This is a genomic window from Paracoccus angustae (genome assembly GCF_042648745.1).
Lineage (GTDB): Bacteria > Pseudomonadota > Alphaproteobacteria > Rhodobacterales > Rhodobacteraceae > Paracoccus > Paracoccus angustae.
The window spans coordinates 1-12,619 of the sequence record NZ_JBHRXY010000057.1 but is presented as its reverse complement, the minus strand read 5'-3'; the positions used below and the strand labels follow the sequence as shown (position 1 = coordinate 12,619).

Below are 12,619 nucleotides of genomic sequence, written 5' to 3'. Positions count from 1 at the left end.
GAGGTTCTGGCAGGCTCACACACCCGCCACGATACGCCGCCTTCTCAGGCCCCATCACCCATTTTCAGCCATAGCTCTGCGAAGAAGGGTGTTCAGCCGAATGACGTTCTATTATCGCGGATTGTTCCGCACATCCGCAGAACTTGGGTTGTTGCCCCGTCGCGGAACGCGGAGCGGCAGATCGCATCAGGTGAATGGATTGTTTTCCGTGGCGACGACTTCGTCCCCGAATATTTGGCTCGTGTGCTGATTTCAGATTTCTTCCACGCGCAATTTATGCAAACCGTCACCGGTGTCGGCGGCTCACTATCACGAGCCAACCCGAAGGCCGTCGCCGAAATCCGCATTCCCCTCCCGAGGCTTGAGGTGCAGCGCGAGATTGTGGCTGAAGTTGAGGGCTATCAGCGCGTCATCGACGGTGCCCGCGCCGTCCTCGACAACTACCGCCCCCACATTCCGGTTGATCCAGAATGGCAAACCAACGAATTGCAGAACCTTGTGGACACGGTGACTCCACCGCTCAAACTGCAAACATCGGAATATGCAACGACGGGTGAAATCCCGATCATCGACCAATCGCAGGATTACATTGCTGGATGGACAAACCAATCCGCCGCCGCAATTGATCCACAAGACGGCCTTGTTGTCTTCGGTGACCATACCTGTGCGGTGAAGTTCGTTGATCGCCCCTTCGCGCAGGGGGCCGATGGCATCAAGATACTTCGAACCCGCCAAGCCCTCTTGCCCAAGTATCTTGCGCTCTACCTGCAAGCCTACCCGCTGGCGCAAGACGGATATCGTCGCCATTTCTCGAAACTCAAGGAATACCCGATTAGGTTCCCGGAGTTGGATGTGCAACAGGCCATCGTCACCGAAATCGAAGCCGAGCAAGCCCTCGTCAACGGCAACCGCGACCTGATCGACCGCTTCGAGAAAAAGATCGACGCCGCCATCGCCCGCGTCTGGGGCGAGGCCAAGGCGGAGGGCGCCGCATGATCGAGGAGGCCGCCCGGCTGGAAACCTATCTGCCGATGTCCTATCGTACGCCCAAGGAGCGCGACTATGTCCGGTTCCTCTGGGAGGCGTTTGATACCAATGTCGAGCACGGCAAATACCAGTTCGCCTTCCTTGCCTATCACATGCTGGTAATGAGCTTTGTCTATTTCAACATCTGGCAGATCCGGCTGATCCGCCCGGGTCCGTTCGAAACGGCGATGGTCGGGTTCAGCAAGGATGTTGAAAAGAACCTGATGTCGGCATCGTCGCCATTCGTGTTCAGCGCCGTCAGCGAGCGGTCGGTGTTGCGGTTCCTGAAACTGATCCAGTGCGACAACGCCAAAATCGGCACCTATGCCAAGCTGGTGGATGAACGCAACGACACTGCGCATGCTAATGGCAACATCTTCTTCAACTCGGAAGACGAGTTGGCCCGCAAGGTGCGCGATGTGCTGCGCACGGTCGAGGAAATCCAGAGCCATAGTGCCCCGGCCATCGGCGAGGGCTATCAATCTTTTCTGGTTGCCTCGCAGGATCCTGAGGTGCGCGAATATACCGATGATGATCAGCAGATTGAGGAAGTCTTGGTAAAGCAGTTCTATATGTCTGCCAGCGACATCGCCTTCTGTCGCGAATATGATATTCGCGGGCTTTCGGATGAGGTTGGCTACACTGCCATTCATGCGCTCCACGAGGCGCTTGCTACCCTCTACCCGTCCGAGGAAGTGCAAGCCGCGGCCTAAGTAGCTTCTGGCCTATTCTGACAGTAAATTTTCAAAACATTCTGCTCATCGTGTCCTGGTCCACCAAGACACTGGCTCCTCATGCCTAAGTTTCTGACCCGGCATGGCTCCTAAGCCTTGACGACCAGGGGGGTGCAGGAACTATGCCATAAGTTCACGGATTGTTCTGGGCCATGTCACTTGATCTTCATCCTCTCAGCGTCACGCTGATCGACCGCGACATGCCGCTGGCCGCCGTCCGGGTGCCAGCCGGTTTTCCCTCGCCTGCGGCCGATGACCTGGAGGACACGGTTGATCCCTTCAAGTGGGTTGTCCGCCATGAACACGCGACCTTCTGGTGGCGCGTTTCGGGCGACAGCCTGGAAGCCGAGGGTATCCTGGACGGGGATCTGATCGCCGTGGATCGGGCCGGGCGGCGGCACAGCGGGCGCATCGTCCTGGCCGTGGTCGATGGGCAGATCACCGTGAAGAAGCTCGCCAAGCGCAACGGCCGGTGGTTCCTGGACCCGCGCGCCCGCAGCGACGGCTACCAGACCATTCCCGTGACCGAGACGACCGAGATATGGGGCGTGGTGGCGGGCGTCGTGCGCCGCCTGCCCGTCGAATAGGGCCATGCTTGAGGCGTCCGACAAGCCGATAGCCCTGATCGACTGCAACAACTTCTATGTGTCCTGCGAACGGCTGTTCGACACGAAGCTTCACGGCATCCCCGTGATCGTGCTGTCCAACAATGACGGCTGCGCCGTGGCGCGGTCTGACGAGGCGAAGGCGCTCGGGATCAAGATGGGGGCGCCCGCCTTCAAGATGCGCGACTTCATGGAGCGGCATGGCGTAAAGGCGCTGTCCTCCAACTATACGCTTTATGGGGATCTTTCTGCGCGCGTGACCCAAGTCCTGCACGGCTACTCGCCGCGCCTGGACGTGTATTCGATCGACGAGACATTCGTTGACCTGTCCGGCTTTGGTGAGCGGATGGAGGCGCACGCGGCCCGGATGCGCCAGGCGGTGCGGACGCAAGTGGGCATCCCGACCTGCGTTGGCATCGCGCCCACCAAGACCCTCGCCAAGCTGGCAAACTATGCGGCCAAGAAGAACCCGATCTTCGGGGGCGTCTGCAATCTGATGAACCCCCAGGTCCGGGACTATGTGATGGACCGCATTCCCATTGGGGAGATATGGGGCGTAGGCCCGGCGACCGAGGCCAAGCTGATCGCCCAAGGCGTCAGAACCGCGGCTGCGCTGCGCGACCTGCCAATGGCGCTGTCCCGCAAGATCGGCACGGTTGTTCTCGAACGGCTGGTGGCGGAGCTGCGCGGCATCGCCTGCATCGACTTCGAGGATGTGCCGCCGCAGAGAAAGGGCATGGCCGTGACCCGATCCTCGGGCACGCCCATGACGACATTCGATGTTCTGGCGCAGGCCGTCACCGCCCACGCCACCCGCGCGGCCGAGAAGCTGCGCCAGCACGGCCTTGTCGCGGGGACGCTGACCGTGTTTTTCCACACCAACCCGCACAAGCCGGACCGCCCGCAGCACTCCGCTTCGCGCAGCGTGCGGCTGCGGCCCATGTCCAACCACACCTTCGACCTGGTGGACGCCGCCGTCTCCGCCGCGCGCCGAGGCTGGCGCGGCGATCCGTCCGGTAATGGCTGCGGCTACACCAAGGCGGGCGTTATCCTCGATGACCTGCTGCCCGAGGCCGACCGGCCAGCCATGCTGTTCCAGCCTGTCCGGCCGCGCGACGCGCGCCTGACGGACGCGCTCGATGCGATCAACGACCGTTTCGGCAAAAAGACGATGGTGCTGGCGCGCGAGGGCTTCGCCGGTGAATGGCGCCTGCGCGCCGATCACCGCTCGCCCCGCTACACCACCAGGATCAGCGAATTGCCGACCGTCCGGGTTTAGCCCCTGCGCGGCGGCAGCGGTTCATAGAACCTGAGTAGGTAGCCATCGGGATCGGCAACCACGAACTGCAGAACGCCGGTTTCGCCGTCCCCTGTGCGATACCATTTTTCTTCCAAATCCAGAAACAGCGGTATCTTTGCTGCGGTCAGTTTCAGATGCAAAGGTAACAAGTTGAGGATGCGGATTTGGAGGTTCATGCCTCGACCAAGCGGACGCTGCCAAGGTCCGGTGCCGTTATCAAAGGTGCGACCCAAGCCAATCTGATCCAGCATCAGCTCGACCTTGTGATATTGCCGCACTTCTGGAAGCAGATGCGGCTCCTGCCGGCGAAGGTAGCAAAACCCTTCTTCTGGCCGCTCATAGACGCACTCAAAACCAAGCCGGTCACAATAGAACCGCTTGCTGGCCTGCCAGTCGGTTACGGCAAGTTCGGGAACAACCGCGTTTTCCATGCTTCCAACTGCTTTGCTGTTTTGTTGGCTTGCCATACCCTCGGAACGCGCGCCTGTGCCAGCCCAGCTTAGGGCAAGCGGAGATCCTGGCTGTTCGCCAGGATCAAGGCCATCCCGGAGTAAGGAAAAGGATCAGCGCGGCCTGTCGGCCGCGCCGTCCATGGCCCACCAAGCCATTGTTGGTGTTGAACTGCATAAATCTGCATATGATTTAGCGATTTCGGGCGATAATTCGCACATTTATGCGTATGATGAGCCATCCAGGGTTAGTCACCGATGCGCAGCATGAGCAGGCGATGATCGACAATGAAGTTTCGGGAATAGGGGAGCGGCTGAAGACTTGCCGGAAAGATAGCGGTCTGAGTCAGGCGCAGTTTGCGGAGGCGCTTGGTGTGTCATCGAGGTCTTATCATCATTATGAGAAGGCGACGCGGGAGGCGCCTGTGAGTGTCTTGAGAACTGCGGCGCGTGTGTCAGGTCGGGATTTTCACTGGCTTATCACCGGCAAGTTGGAAGGCCAGGTTGATCTCTATGAGCAGGCGGTGCTTGCCGCATTCGAATGTCTGGAACGCGAAGGGTTGCCGCAGCAGCCCAAGACAATCCTGGCGATCGCGCGTCGGGCTCTTGAACTGGCCTTGGAGAAGAACACCAAACCTGCGGATGAAGTGCCAAAGCTGGTGCAGGACTCGAAATACTTGCTGGCGTCTTGAAGCCGTCCAGAGACGATTTGTAAAGGTGGTAGATAATGGGATTTGATTGCGCTTCCTGCGGACGAGACAGCTACCTCGGCGGGGGATGTCCCTGCTGCGGAGGTGCGACCGTGCCGAGCGAAGATGGATCGAAGAAGGGTGAACAGTCAGGCGGAAGCGGCCTGGGGGCTTTGTTCATCTGGACCGCGGCCCTTGGTCTGCTGATGCAGGTTTCGGCCCTGTTCCTCGGATAGACAGGGCGTCCCCCTTCGGGTCGCGTCCCCGGTTCCGGGCGGCAAGCCGGCCTCCACCCGAGCTGGTCAGGGCGATGCTCCCGGCTGCGGCGTGCGGATGCCTGTCTCGTCCCGAGCCAGTCCCTCGCCCGCCGGTCCTGGTCGCGCTGCCCTGCCCATCTCGTCCCTTCGGGCGGGACCGCTGACGCGGGCCGTGAGCGTCAGTGATGCGGACCTTCCGGTCATTCGCTGCGGCTGCATTGACGGACCCTGAACCCCATCGACTGCAGCCGAGGGCGGCGGCAAGCCGACAGTTGCGGTTGGCAGGACAGCCGCAGAAACTCCGGTTAGCGGCCGTTCATTGCAGTGCCGAAACACAGTCGGCATTGTAAAGCCAAGCTAAAGGCAGCAGCTTGCGCCGCGAGAGCGTGCTTCTCCCGCAGCGCATTCTTGATCGTGGCATAACGCAAGCTATGGCCTTAGGATCAGGATGAAGATCCGAGGCGATCGGATTGGCCGTCGGATGCAGAGCTTGGATCAGTGCGTGAGCTTTGGCCGGAGTCGCCGCTATGACTTTCGGTCGTGCTGTGTCCAAGTTCCTTCTGCGCGGCCGCAGTCACCTGTGCAGCTGCCGACTTTGCCTCCTCGATGCCTGCTGATACCGCACTCTGAACTTTAGCTTTTTCTTCCTCGAAGATGCTCTCGGCCTCATGGAACAATTGATCACTATAGCTGCCGAGTAACTCGTCCTCTTGCCGGGTCCGCGGCAGCAGGCACGCGAGGCCGGCGCCGATAGCGGCGGCGGCTGCGCCGAAGAACAGGGGTTCGCTGTCATAGCCCTTCGAGACAGTGCGGCTGCTTTCACGAAGGCGGCGTGCTGCGGTGTCCCGGGCCTCGACCGCACGGCGGCGGGCGTCATAGACGCGGCGCCGGGCTTCTTCACTGAAGCCTTCGGTTCCCTCGCTCAGCCGGTCATGAAGGCTGCTGGTGCCGTCGCTGATGCGATCCTTCCAGTCGTGGGCCTTCTGGCGCAGCCCCTTGGTCATGCTGCCCAGTCCGGAACTGCCACCCGAACCCCTGTCCGAACCGTGCCAGGATCCGGTCGAACTCGACCCCCCGCGTTCAGAGGAAGGCGCCGGTTGGATGCCGATATTGCCCGTGCCGTCGGCGTCGGTGCCGGTGGGGCTGACATGATAAGGCTCTGACGTCCTGTCCCAGTTGCTGCTCCGGCGATGGGGACGGTAATCCATCGCCCGATGTGTGGGATCATAGCCGCGACCGAAGATCAGCCAGGCCAGCCCCACTCCTGTCAGCGCAAGCGCCACCGGGTTCGAACGCGCCGCGTCGCTGGCCGCGTTGGCCCATTCCGACCCGTTCTCCCGGAACTTGTCAGTCAGGCGGCGGGTAAAGCCGTCCAGCGACAATTCATCCTGCAGGTCGTTCAGCGTGCGGCGAAGTGCGTCCCGATCCTGTTCGATCTCACGCTCAATGCGTTCGGGATTGTCTGCCTCATTTGTCATTGTAGGCCCCCTTGATGGTCTGCGCGTCGCGCTGCACATTCTGGACAGTGCGAGACGGCATCAGCGCTTCGGGCTTCAGATCGTTCATGCCCTTGCGCAGCAGGATATAGGCAAGCAGCGCCAGCACGACGCCGACGATCACCGCACTCCAGATCGGGCCGAGCTGGGTCTCGGCAAGCGCGGCGACCAACGCAGCGACAAGCACATTGATGGTGACGATGGCGATCACCGCTGCAGCAGCGACAAAGCCGATAGCGACACCGGCCCGCTGGATGTTCTGGCTGACCTCAGCCTTGGCCAGGGCGATCTCCTTGCGAACGAGGTCGCCCGACAGGCGGATCGCTTCGGAGGCCAGCGACGCAGGGTTATTCGGCCGGGCGGGATCGTCCATGCGCCCATTATTGGTCGAGTAGTCACTCATGTCGGCCTCCATGCCCGCCGGGAGCGGATGCGTCGCGAGAGGTCTGGCTCTGCGAGGTCCTACCGGCGCTGCCCTGGTCCGTGGACTGGCCCGAAAGATCGCCGCCAACCTCGCTGCCCGCGCCACTGCCGCCCCTGGACGTTCCCGTGGCAGGCGTCGTGCCGCCGATGCTGCTGCGTGACGGGGTGGTCCCAGATCCGGTGCCGCCCGTGCTTGTGCCGGATGAGCCGGTTCCGGACACGCTGCCCGCCATGCTGGTGCTGGATGTTCCAAATCCAGTGGTGGTGCCGGGACCGCCGGTTCCGCCGGGGTCCATGCCCGCCTGTCCCGTCCCAAGCCCGCTACCCGACATGCTGCCGGTCATGGTGCGTGCCTGGCTGCCCGAGCCGCTCATTGTCCCGTAAGAGCGCGTATTGCCCCTATAGCCGGAGCCCGAGGAATTGCCCGCATAGCCTGAGCCGCCGCGGCTGCCGGCGCCTTGTCGCCGGTCTTCGGGGGCACTGGCCAGCAGGAAGCGTGCGGCCGCAAAGCCTCCCAAGGCACAGATGCCAAGGAATGCGCCAGGACGTTCGCGTGCAAAGTCACGGATGCCGTGAACGATATCGGTCGTGTCCGTGGATTTCATGCTCTGCGCCAGGCTGCCGACGCTGTCGGCGGCATAATCGAAAATCCTGCCGATGCTGGAGTCCGGATCGATTTCGGATTTGGCGGATCGCAAGGCCGAGGCCAGTTGGTCCGCCTGCTTGGAAAGGCTGCCTCGGATGCCTTCCTCGCGTCGTGCAGCCTCTTGCTTCAGGGTATCGGCAACCTGGCTGACATTCTCGCCCGCCTGTTCCTTGAGACTACCCAAGGTGGACTTGTCGTTTCCTGCCGAAGCATGATGATCATCTGAACTCATAGGAATCCTCCCGATGTCTGAGACGTTGTCGCCGTGATGCGGCGTCCAAATCTCCATCATGAATGGTCACAACGACGCAGTTTCGCGAATGTTCCCGCTGCGGCTTGGCCAGACAACCCATGGAACCAACAACTGCTTCCCACGCGTTCCACCGCAGCAAGGCAATGTGTTTTCCCGGCGTTTGCAGATACGCTCCCTCTGCAGCGCCGCACCGGCAGCGAAGGAACACGCCATGTCACGACATGATCGCAGCGTTTCCCGCAACAGTTCCGGCAGAAGCGCGGAGACGCCTGCCCGCATTCCGGCCGCCGGTTGGAAGCAGATCCTGTGGCGGGTCAAGGACGAGATCTCCTGTGACCACATCTCGGTCGTGTCGGCCGGCATTGCCTTTTATGCGCTGCTATCCATCTTTCCCGCCATCGCAGCCCTGGTTTCGATCGCAGGGCTGGTTCTTGATCCGGCAGACATAGCGGACCAGTTGGAGACGGTTGTGCGGCTGTTGCCCGAGGAAGCCTCATCCATCCTGCAGGATCAAGTCACGAAAGTTGTTGGCGGCAGCCAGTCCGGAACGGGCTTTGTCGCACTGTTCGGATTGGCGGTGGCGCTTTACGGCGCAATGAAGGGCGTGCTGACCCTGATAGAGGGGCTGAACATTGCCTATGACGAGGAGGAGACACGCGGCATGGTCAAGCTGTACCTGACGGCGCTGGCGATCACGACCTGCGCAATCCTCGGCACTGTGGCAGGCATCGCGCTGATGGTCCTGCTCCCATCACTGATTGCCCTCGGGAACTTGCCATCGGCGCTGGAGACCGCGTTCAGCCTGTTGCGCTGGCCACTGATGGCAGCGCTGGCGATGCTGGGACTTGCCGCGCTTTATCGTTTCGGCCCTTCCCGCGCAGAACCGAAATGGCGGTGGATCAGCGTGGGGGCAGTCCTTGCGACAACGTTGTGGATTGTCGGCACCGTCGGCTTCTCGATCTATGTCCGGAACTTCGGCAGCTATACCGAGACGTATGGCGCCCTTGGAGGTGTCATCGTGCTTCTGACTTGGATGTGGCTGTCGGCTTTCGTGATCCTTGCCGGTGCCGAGTTGAACGCCGAGACCGAGCAGCAGACGGAAAGAGACACAACAAGTGGCGCGCCTCTGCCCATGGGGCAGCGTGACGCAGTCAAGGCCGACACGCCCCCGCCCGGTACCCGCAGCTTGTCCGGCCGAAGCCAAGGCAGGCAAGATCATGGTCAGAGTGCCAGAAGTGGCGCTGTCCCCTCCTCACCGACAGCCGACCTGTCCATGGCAATGCTTCTGGTGGGGAGTGCCGCTTGGAAGTTGCTGCGACGAAATCGTTGATGAGGACTTGGTTGTTCGCTTCGTCGACATACCCTGTTGCTTCGGATGAGCAAAACCGGTCAAAATGCTGCGGAGTATGTGAATGGCCGCTTTGAAAAATTCGCGCTGCCATTCTCTGGTCCGGACGACAGACGGCTTGAGCTGACTCCTTTTGCTGCGGCTGCATTCGCTGCAAGGCCGACGAGCGTCGGGAAAGGGCTCAAACCGGACGTTCAGGAAAAAACCAGATAAGAGATCAGCAGGAACGCTCCAGCCACTGCAAAGCTCAGGAGCCAATTATTTATGTCCCCGGGTTTTCCATAGGAATCCCAATGAAGCCGCAGGATGCGCTTATAAGTATGCACGGCTCGCCCTACGAGCAAGTGCAGCCATGAAGCATTTCCATTCGGATCAAGCACAACGCGAACATAGCACGGCTTTGAGTGACGGCAACAGGCTCTTAGCTCCGCTGCCTTCCTAGAGACGGAAGGCAGCGACGCGGACAAAGCGGCTGGTCACTGCAACGGCTATTCAGTCGGACTGAACCGTAGAATCCCCGCAACCTTAGGTCTGCTACCAGAGTCCGAGGGGTGAGAAATGCCGTCCATAACCATGACTTCACGGAAATCGAACGGACTGACACCCTCTATGCAGGCGACGTTGACGCCAAACTGATTTGGGTTGGAGCGCCTCTGATGATGGGTGTAGATCCCACAAGTTCTGCAAAAATAATGCTTCGCGGTCCCAGTATTGAACTGATATAACGCCAGATTATCCTCGCCTTTGATAAACTCGATGTCTGAGAGCTGTGCCGAAACAGCAATGGCACCACGCATCCGACAAAACGAACATGAACAGCGACGGATCGTGTTGAACTCATCCGTCAGTCGAACCTTGAACTGCACAGAACCGCAATGACAGGCGGCGCTATGCTGTTGTCGCAGGTCATTCATCTGTGGTCACCTCCCATTGCCACAATAGCTGCTTTGGGCTCTTCGCGTCGATAGCATGAACCCAGCTCAAGCGCCGGCTGGGGAGGTTCGACCTTACAAAGATACCGAGAGGCCCGCGCGCGGCGCGGGCCACGATGATCTTTTGTCGTTCCGGGGGATCGACGGGCTTTCGCCCGCTCACCCCCCGTCCGCAGCCTTTTTGTTTTCCTGTCCGCCACGCATCCCCGCCCGAGCCGGTCAAGGGGCAAGCGCCGCCCTTTGGGCGTCGTCGTCCAGGCGGGCCGTGTCCTCGCCCGTTGCCGGGCTGCGGGCCGCACCACCCCGCCTTCCCGACCCCTTGACAGTCTCGGCCGGGGCCACGGGCAGGGCTGCGCCCTCCCCGCTCTGCTTTCCGAAAGGCATGGGCCTTTCGAGATAGCAGATCAGGAAGGCTCGCCCATCGGCGGAACGGGCAGAAGACCCGGCCGCCCCGTCGCTAAAGGAGAGCCACAAATGGCACATCTCAATGCCGCCCCGGCAGACACGAACACTGGCGTTTTTCGCTGCGCGTCCTGCCGGGATCACTACGAGTCCGAGGATGCAGGCCCCGGCCTTTGCCCGATCTGCAACCCCGCCGAGCAGGCCCGCGACCAGATGCTGCGGGTTATGATCGCGGAACAGAACGATGCTTTCCGTCGCGCCCTGGGCTTTGCGGCCCTTTGGCGCGGCCAGCATCTGAAAGGCCGCACCGTCGCCACGCCGGGCTTCCTCGCCATTCCCGAGCGCACCCAGGCCGCGCTGATGAACGCGGTTATCACCTTCACGGACTGGACCGAGGACAACGACCCTTACGAGGATCATTCTTTTGGCCGCGTCGAGGCGCATGGCACCGCGATCTTCTGGAAGATCGACCTTTACGACACCGCCTATCACTTCGGCGCTGAAACCCCCTCCGACCCCGAGCAGACGCGCCGTGTTCTGACGCTTTACCTGCCGTCCGAACACTGACCCGCAATCGGCCTGCTGTGGCTCCGTCAGCAGGCCGAACCGTCCCGCACAGTCAGCCTGAAAGGGGGTGAACTCATGAGCAGTGAAACCTTGCAGCGCCGCCTCGCAGAAGCGTGGGCGCTTGTCAGGAAGGGCGACACCTTCGGTATCGGCCGCCGCTTCCTGATCCAGCACGGCGCACTTTGAAAAAGCCCGCCCTGCCCCCACGGCCATGAGGGCAGGGCACCCATAGCAACAAACCATCCGTCGCAAAAGGATCATTCCCATGAAACGCGAAACCATCGCCCCGGCTTCCATCCAGTATTTTCCGCTGGCCCAACTCTACGTGTCCGATCTGAACCCGCGTCAGGACGCCGACCCGGAGGGGATCGACCTCTTGGCCGACAGCCTTGCCACCATTGGCCTGATCCAGAACCTGTCCGGCATCCTCGATGGCGAGGGCCGCGTGGGCATTGTCGCCGGAGGCCGCAGGCTGCGCGCCATCGCCCGCGCCGTCGAGCGTGACGCCACCGTGTCTGAGCGCCACCCGGAACTGGCCTCCATCCCGGTTCGGATCGCGTCTGATGAGGCCACCGCCCGCGCATGGGCCAGTGCCGAGAACGCGGCGCGGGAGGATCTGGCCCCCGCCGACGAAATCCGCGCCTATGGCCGGATGAAGGAGGCAGGCGCGGACGTGTCGGCCATCGCCCGCAGCTTCGGAAAGACCGAGGCCCATGTGTATCGCCGCCTCGCCCTAGCCGCCCTGCCCGCCCCGGTTCTGGACGCGCTGAAAGAGGGCACCATCAGCCTTGGCATGGCGAAAGCCTTTACCCTGTCGCAGGACGAGGCTTTGACCCTGACCGTTCTGGCCGAGGTGAAGGGCCGCGACGTGTCGGAACACCGCATCAAGCAGGCGTTGCAGCCCGCAGCCGTCAGCGCCACCGACCGCCGCGCCCACTTTGTCGGACTGGACGCCTACGAGGCCGCAGGCGGCAGTCTGACCCGTGACCTGTTCAGCGACACCGTGGCGCTGCACGATGCCGACCTGTTGCAGGACCTGTTCACCGAGCGGCTGAACGCCGAGGCCGGGAAGCTGGCGGCAGGCTGGAAATGGGCCGAGGTCATGGCCGACGAATATGTCTCATATTCCGTCACCGAGAAGCTGGCCCGCCTTTATCCGGTCGAGGGTGATCTGACGGAGGAACAGGCCGAGCGGTATGACGAACTGGCCGAACTGGCGAACGCCGACGCCTTGGACGAGGCCGGGCAAGCCGAACTTGAGGCTCTGGACGCGATCATCAAGGGCGACTTCACCGACGCGCAACGCGCCGTGGCGGGCTACTATGTCTATGTCAGCCACAGCGGGACCGTGCAGTTGAGCGGCCCGTGGGTGCGGACCGAGGACCGGGCCGCAGCCATCGAGGCCGGGACTCTCGCCGGCCATGCCGCCCATGCGGACGGCGGCGATGCCGCGCCCGCGCCAAAGTCGCCCTATTCCGGCGCACTGGTCGAG

14 protein-coding genes are annotated in these 12,619 nt (G+C 61.9%); 9 read left to right on the top strand and 5 right to left on the bottom strand.

Annotation, left to right across the window (positions count from 1 at the left end):
- The 4 genes from ACFOM8_RS21525 to ACFOM8_RS21510 form a co-directional block, all read left to right on the top strand.
- On the top strand, positions 1 to 996 hold a 996-nt coding region (locus tag ACFOM8_RS21525; protein ID WP_449301515.1), incomplete at its 5' end, for a hypothetical protein.
- Positions 993 to 1,739, top strand: coding sequence for a hypothetical protein (locus ACFOM8_RS21520; protein WP_377764441.1), 747 nt, complete (start codon positions 993 to 995; stop codon positions 1,737 to 1,739). The genes ACFOM8_RS21525 and ACFOM8_RS21520, both read left to right, overlap by 4 nt.
- A 173-nt stretch (positions 1,740 to 1,912) precedes the next feature.
- Positions 1,913 to 2,347: a LexA family protein gene (locus ACFOM8_RS21515; protein WP_377764440.1), complete on the top strand. Its 435-nt coding sequence runs from the start codon at positions 1,913 to 1,915 to the stop codon at positions 2,345 to 2,347.
- A gap of 4 nt (positions 2,348 to 2,351) precedes the next feature.
- Positions 2,352 to 3,644, top strand: a complete 1,293-nt coding sequence (locus ACFOM8_RS21510; protein ID WP_377764439.1) for a Y-family DNA polymerase — start codon at positions 2,352 to 2,354, stop codon at positions 3,642 to 3,644.
- On the opposite strand, the gene ACFOM8_RS21505 is transcribed toward ACFOM8_RS21510, so the two are convergent.
- Positions 3,641 to 4,096: a bleomycin resistance protein gene (locus ACFOM8_RS21505; protein WP_377764438.1), complete on the bottom strand. Its 456-nt coding sequence runs from the start codon at positions 4,094 to 4,096 to the stop codon at positions 3,641 to 3,643. The genes ACFOM8_RS21510 and ACFOM8_RS21505 overlap by 4 nt on opposite strands.
- A 242-nt stretch (positions 4,097 to 4,338) precedes the next feature.
- On the opposite strand from ACFOM8_RS21505, the gene ACFOM8_RS21500 reads away from it, so the two are divergent.
- Entirely contained in the window at positions 4,339 to 4,806 is a 468-nt protein-coding gene (locus tag ACFOM8_RS21500) for a helix-turn-helix domain-containing protein (RefSeq protein ID WP_377764437.1), read from the top strand.
- A gap of 697 nt (positions 4,807 to 5,503) precedes the next feature.
- Here the strand turns inward: ACFOM8_RS21500 and ACFOM8_RS21495 are convergent.
- Genes ACFOM8_RS21495 through ACFOM8_RS21485 form a run of 3 tightly spaced genes read right to left on the bottom strand, consistent with a single transcriptional unit; the run spans position 5,504 to position 7,917 of the window.
- Positions 5,504 to 6,538 (bottom strand): DUF3618 domain-containing protein, encoded by a 1,035-nt coding sequence (locus tag ACFOM8_RS21495; protein WP_377764436.1) that lies wholly within the window; start codon positions 6,536 to 6,538, stop codon positions 5,504 to 5,506.
- On the bottom strand, positions 6,528 to 6,959 hold the full coding sequence (locus ACFOM8_RS21490; RefSeq protein ID WP_377764435.1) for a phage holin family protein: 432 nt from the start codon (positions 6,957 to 6,959) through the stop codon (positions 6,528 to 6,530). The genes ACFOM8_RS21495 and ACFOM8_RS21490 overlap by 11 nt, the downstream gene beginning before the upstream one ends.
- Positions 6,952 to 7,917 carry a hypothetical protein gene (locus tag ACFOM8_RS21485; RefSeq protein WP_377764434.1) on the bottom strand — a complete coding sequence of 322 codons (966 nt, stop codon included), beginning with the start codon at positions 7,915 to 7,917 and terminating at the stop codon, positions 6,952 to 6,954. Before ACFOM8_RS21485 ends, ACFOM8_RS21490 begins: the two co-directional genes overlap by 8 nt.
- A gap of 172 nt (positions 7,918 to 8,089) precedes the next feature.
- Here ACFOM8_RS21485 and ACFOM8_RS21480 point away from each other — a divergent pair, with 172 nt between their 5' ends.
- Together ACFOM8_RS21480 and ACFOM8_RS21475 are read left to right on the top strand one after the other, a co-directional pair.
- The gene (locus tag ACFOM8_RS21480; protein ID WP_377764433.1) at positions 8,090 to 9,208 is read left to right on the top strand and encodes a YihY/virulence factor BrkB family protein; all 1,119 of its coding nucleotides are present in this window, start codon (positions 8,090 to 8,092) and stop codon (positions 9,206 to 9,208) included.
- 45 nt (positions 9,209 to 9,253) lie between these two features.
- Positions 9,254 to 9,439, top strand: coding sequence for a hypothetical protein (locus tag ACFOM8_RS21475; RefSeq protein ID WP_377764432.1), 186 nt, complete (start codon positions 9,254 to 9,256; stop codon positions 9,437 to 9,439).
- A gap of 275 nt (positions 9,440 to 9,714) precedes the next feature.
- Here ACFOM8_RS21475 and ACFOM8_RS21470 read toward each other — a convergent pair whose 3' ends face one another.
- Positions 9,715 to 10,140, bottom strand: a complete 426-nt coding sequence (locus ACFOM8_RS21470; protein WP_377764430.1) for a GFA family protein — start codon at positions 10,138 to 10,140, stop codon at positions 9,715 to 9,717.
- 492 nt (positions 10,141 to 10,632) lie between these two features.
- Here ACFOM8_RS21470 and ACFOM8_RS21465 point away from each other — a divergent pair, with 492 nt between their 5' ends.
- A complete protein-coding gene (locus tag ACFOM8_RS21465; protein WP_377764428.1) occupies positions 10,633 to 11,127 on the top strand; it encodes a DUF3768 domain-containing protein in 495 nt (164 codons plus the stop codon).
- A gap of 265 nt (positions 11,128 to 11,392) precedes the next feature.
- The coding region (locus ACFOM8_RS21460; protein ID WP_377764427.1) for a ParB/RepB/Spo0J family partition protein at positions 11,393 to 12,619 on the top strand (1,227 nt) is incomplete at its 3' end.

What these genes read in the sequence shown, in the direction of transcription:
- ACFOM8_RS21520 (WP_377764441.1), top strand. Translation starts at nt 993, where the DNA reads ATGATCGAGGAGGCCGCCCGGCTGGAAACCTATCTGCCGATGTCCTAT.
- ACFOM8_RS21515 (WP_377764440.1), top strand. Translation starts at nt 1,913, where the DNA reads ATGTCACTTGATCTTCATCCTCTCAGCGTCACGCTGATCGACCGCGAC.
- ACFOM8_RS21510 (WP_377764439.1), top strand. Translation starts at nt 2,352, where the DNA reads ATGCTTGAGGCGTCCGACAAGCCGATAGCCCTGATCGACTGCAACAAC.
- ACFOM8_RS21505 (WP_377764438.1), bottom strand. Translation starts at nt 4,096, where the DNA reads ATGGAAAACGCGGTTGTTCCCGAACTTGCCGTAACCGACTGGCAGGCC.
- ACFOM8_RS21500 (WP_377764437.1), top strand. Translation starts at nt 4,339, where the DNA reads ATGCGTATGATGAGCCATCCAGGGTTAGTCACCGATGCGCAGCATGAG.
- ACFOM8_RS21495 (WP_377764436.1), bottom strand. Translation starts at nt 6,538, where the DNA reads ATGACAAATGAGGCAGACAATCCCGAACGCATTGAGCGTGAGATCGAA.
- ACFOM8_RS21490 (WP_377764435.1), bottom strand. Translation starts at nt 6,959, where the DNA reads ATGAGTGACTACTCGACCAATAATGGGCGCATGGACGATCCCGCCCGG.
- ACFOM8_RS21485 (WP_377764434.1), bottom strand. Translation starts at nt 7,917, where the DNA reads ATGATGGAGATTTGGACGCCGCATCACGGCGACAACGTCTCAGACATC.
- ACFOM8_RS21480 (WP_377764433.1), top strand. Translation starts at nt 8,090, where the DNA reads ATGTCACGACATGATCGCAGCGTTTCCCGCAACAGTTCCGGCAGAAGC.
- ACFOM8_RS21475 (WP_377764432.1), top strand. Translation starts at nt 9,254, where the DNA reads ATGAGCAAAACCGGTCAAAATGCTGCGGAGTATGTGAATGGCCGCTTT.
- ACFOM8_RS21470 (WP_377764430.1), bottom strand. Translation starts at nt 10,140, where the DNA reads ATGAATGACCTGCGACAACAGCATAGCGCCGCCTGTCATTGCGGTTCT.
- ACFOM8_RS21465 (WP_377764428.1), top strand. Translation starts at nt 10,633, where the DNA reads ATGGCACATCTCAATGCCGCCCCGGCAGACACGAACACTGGCGTTTTT.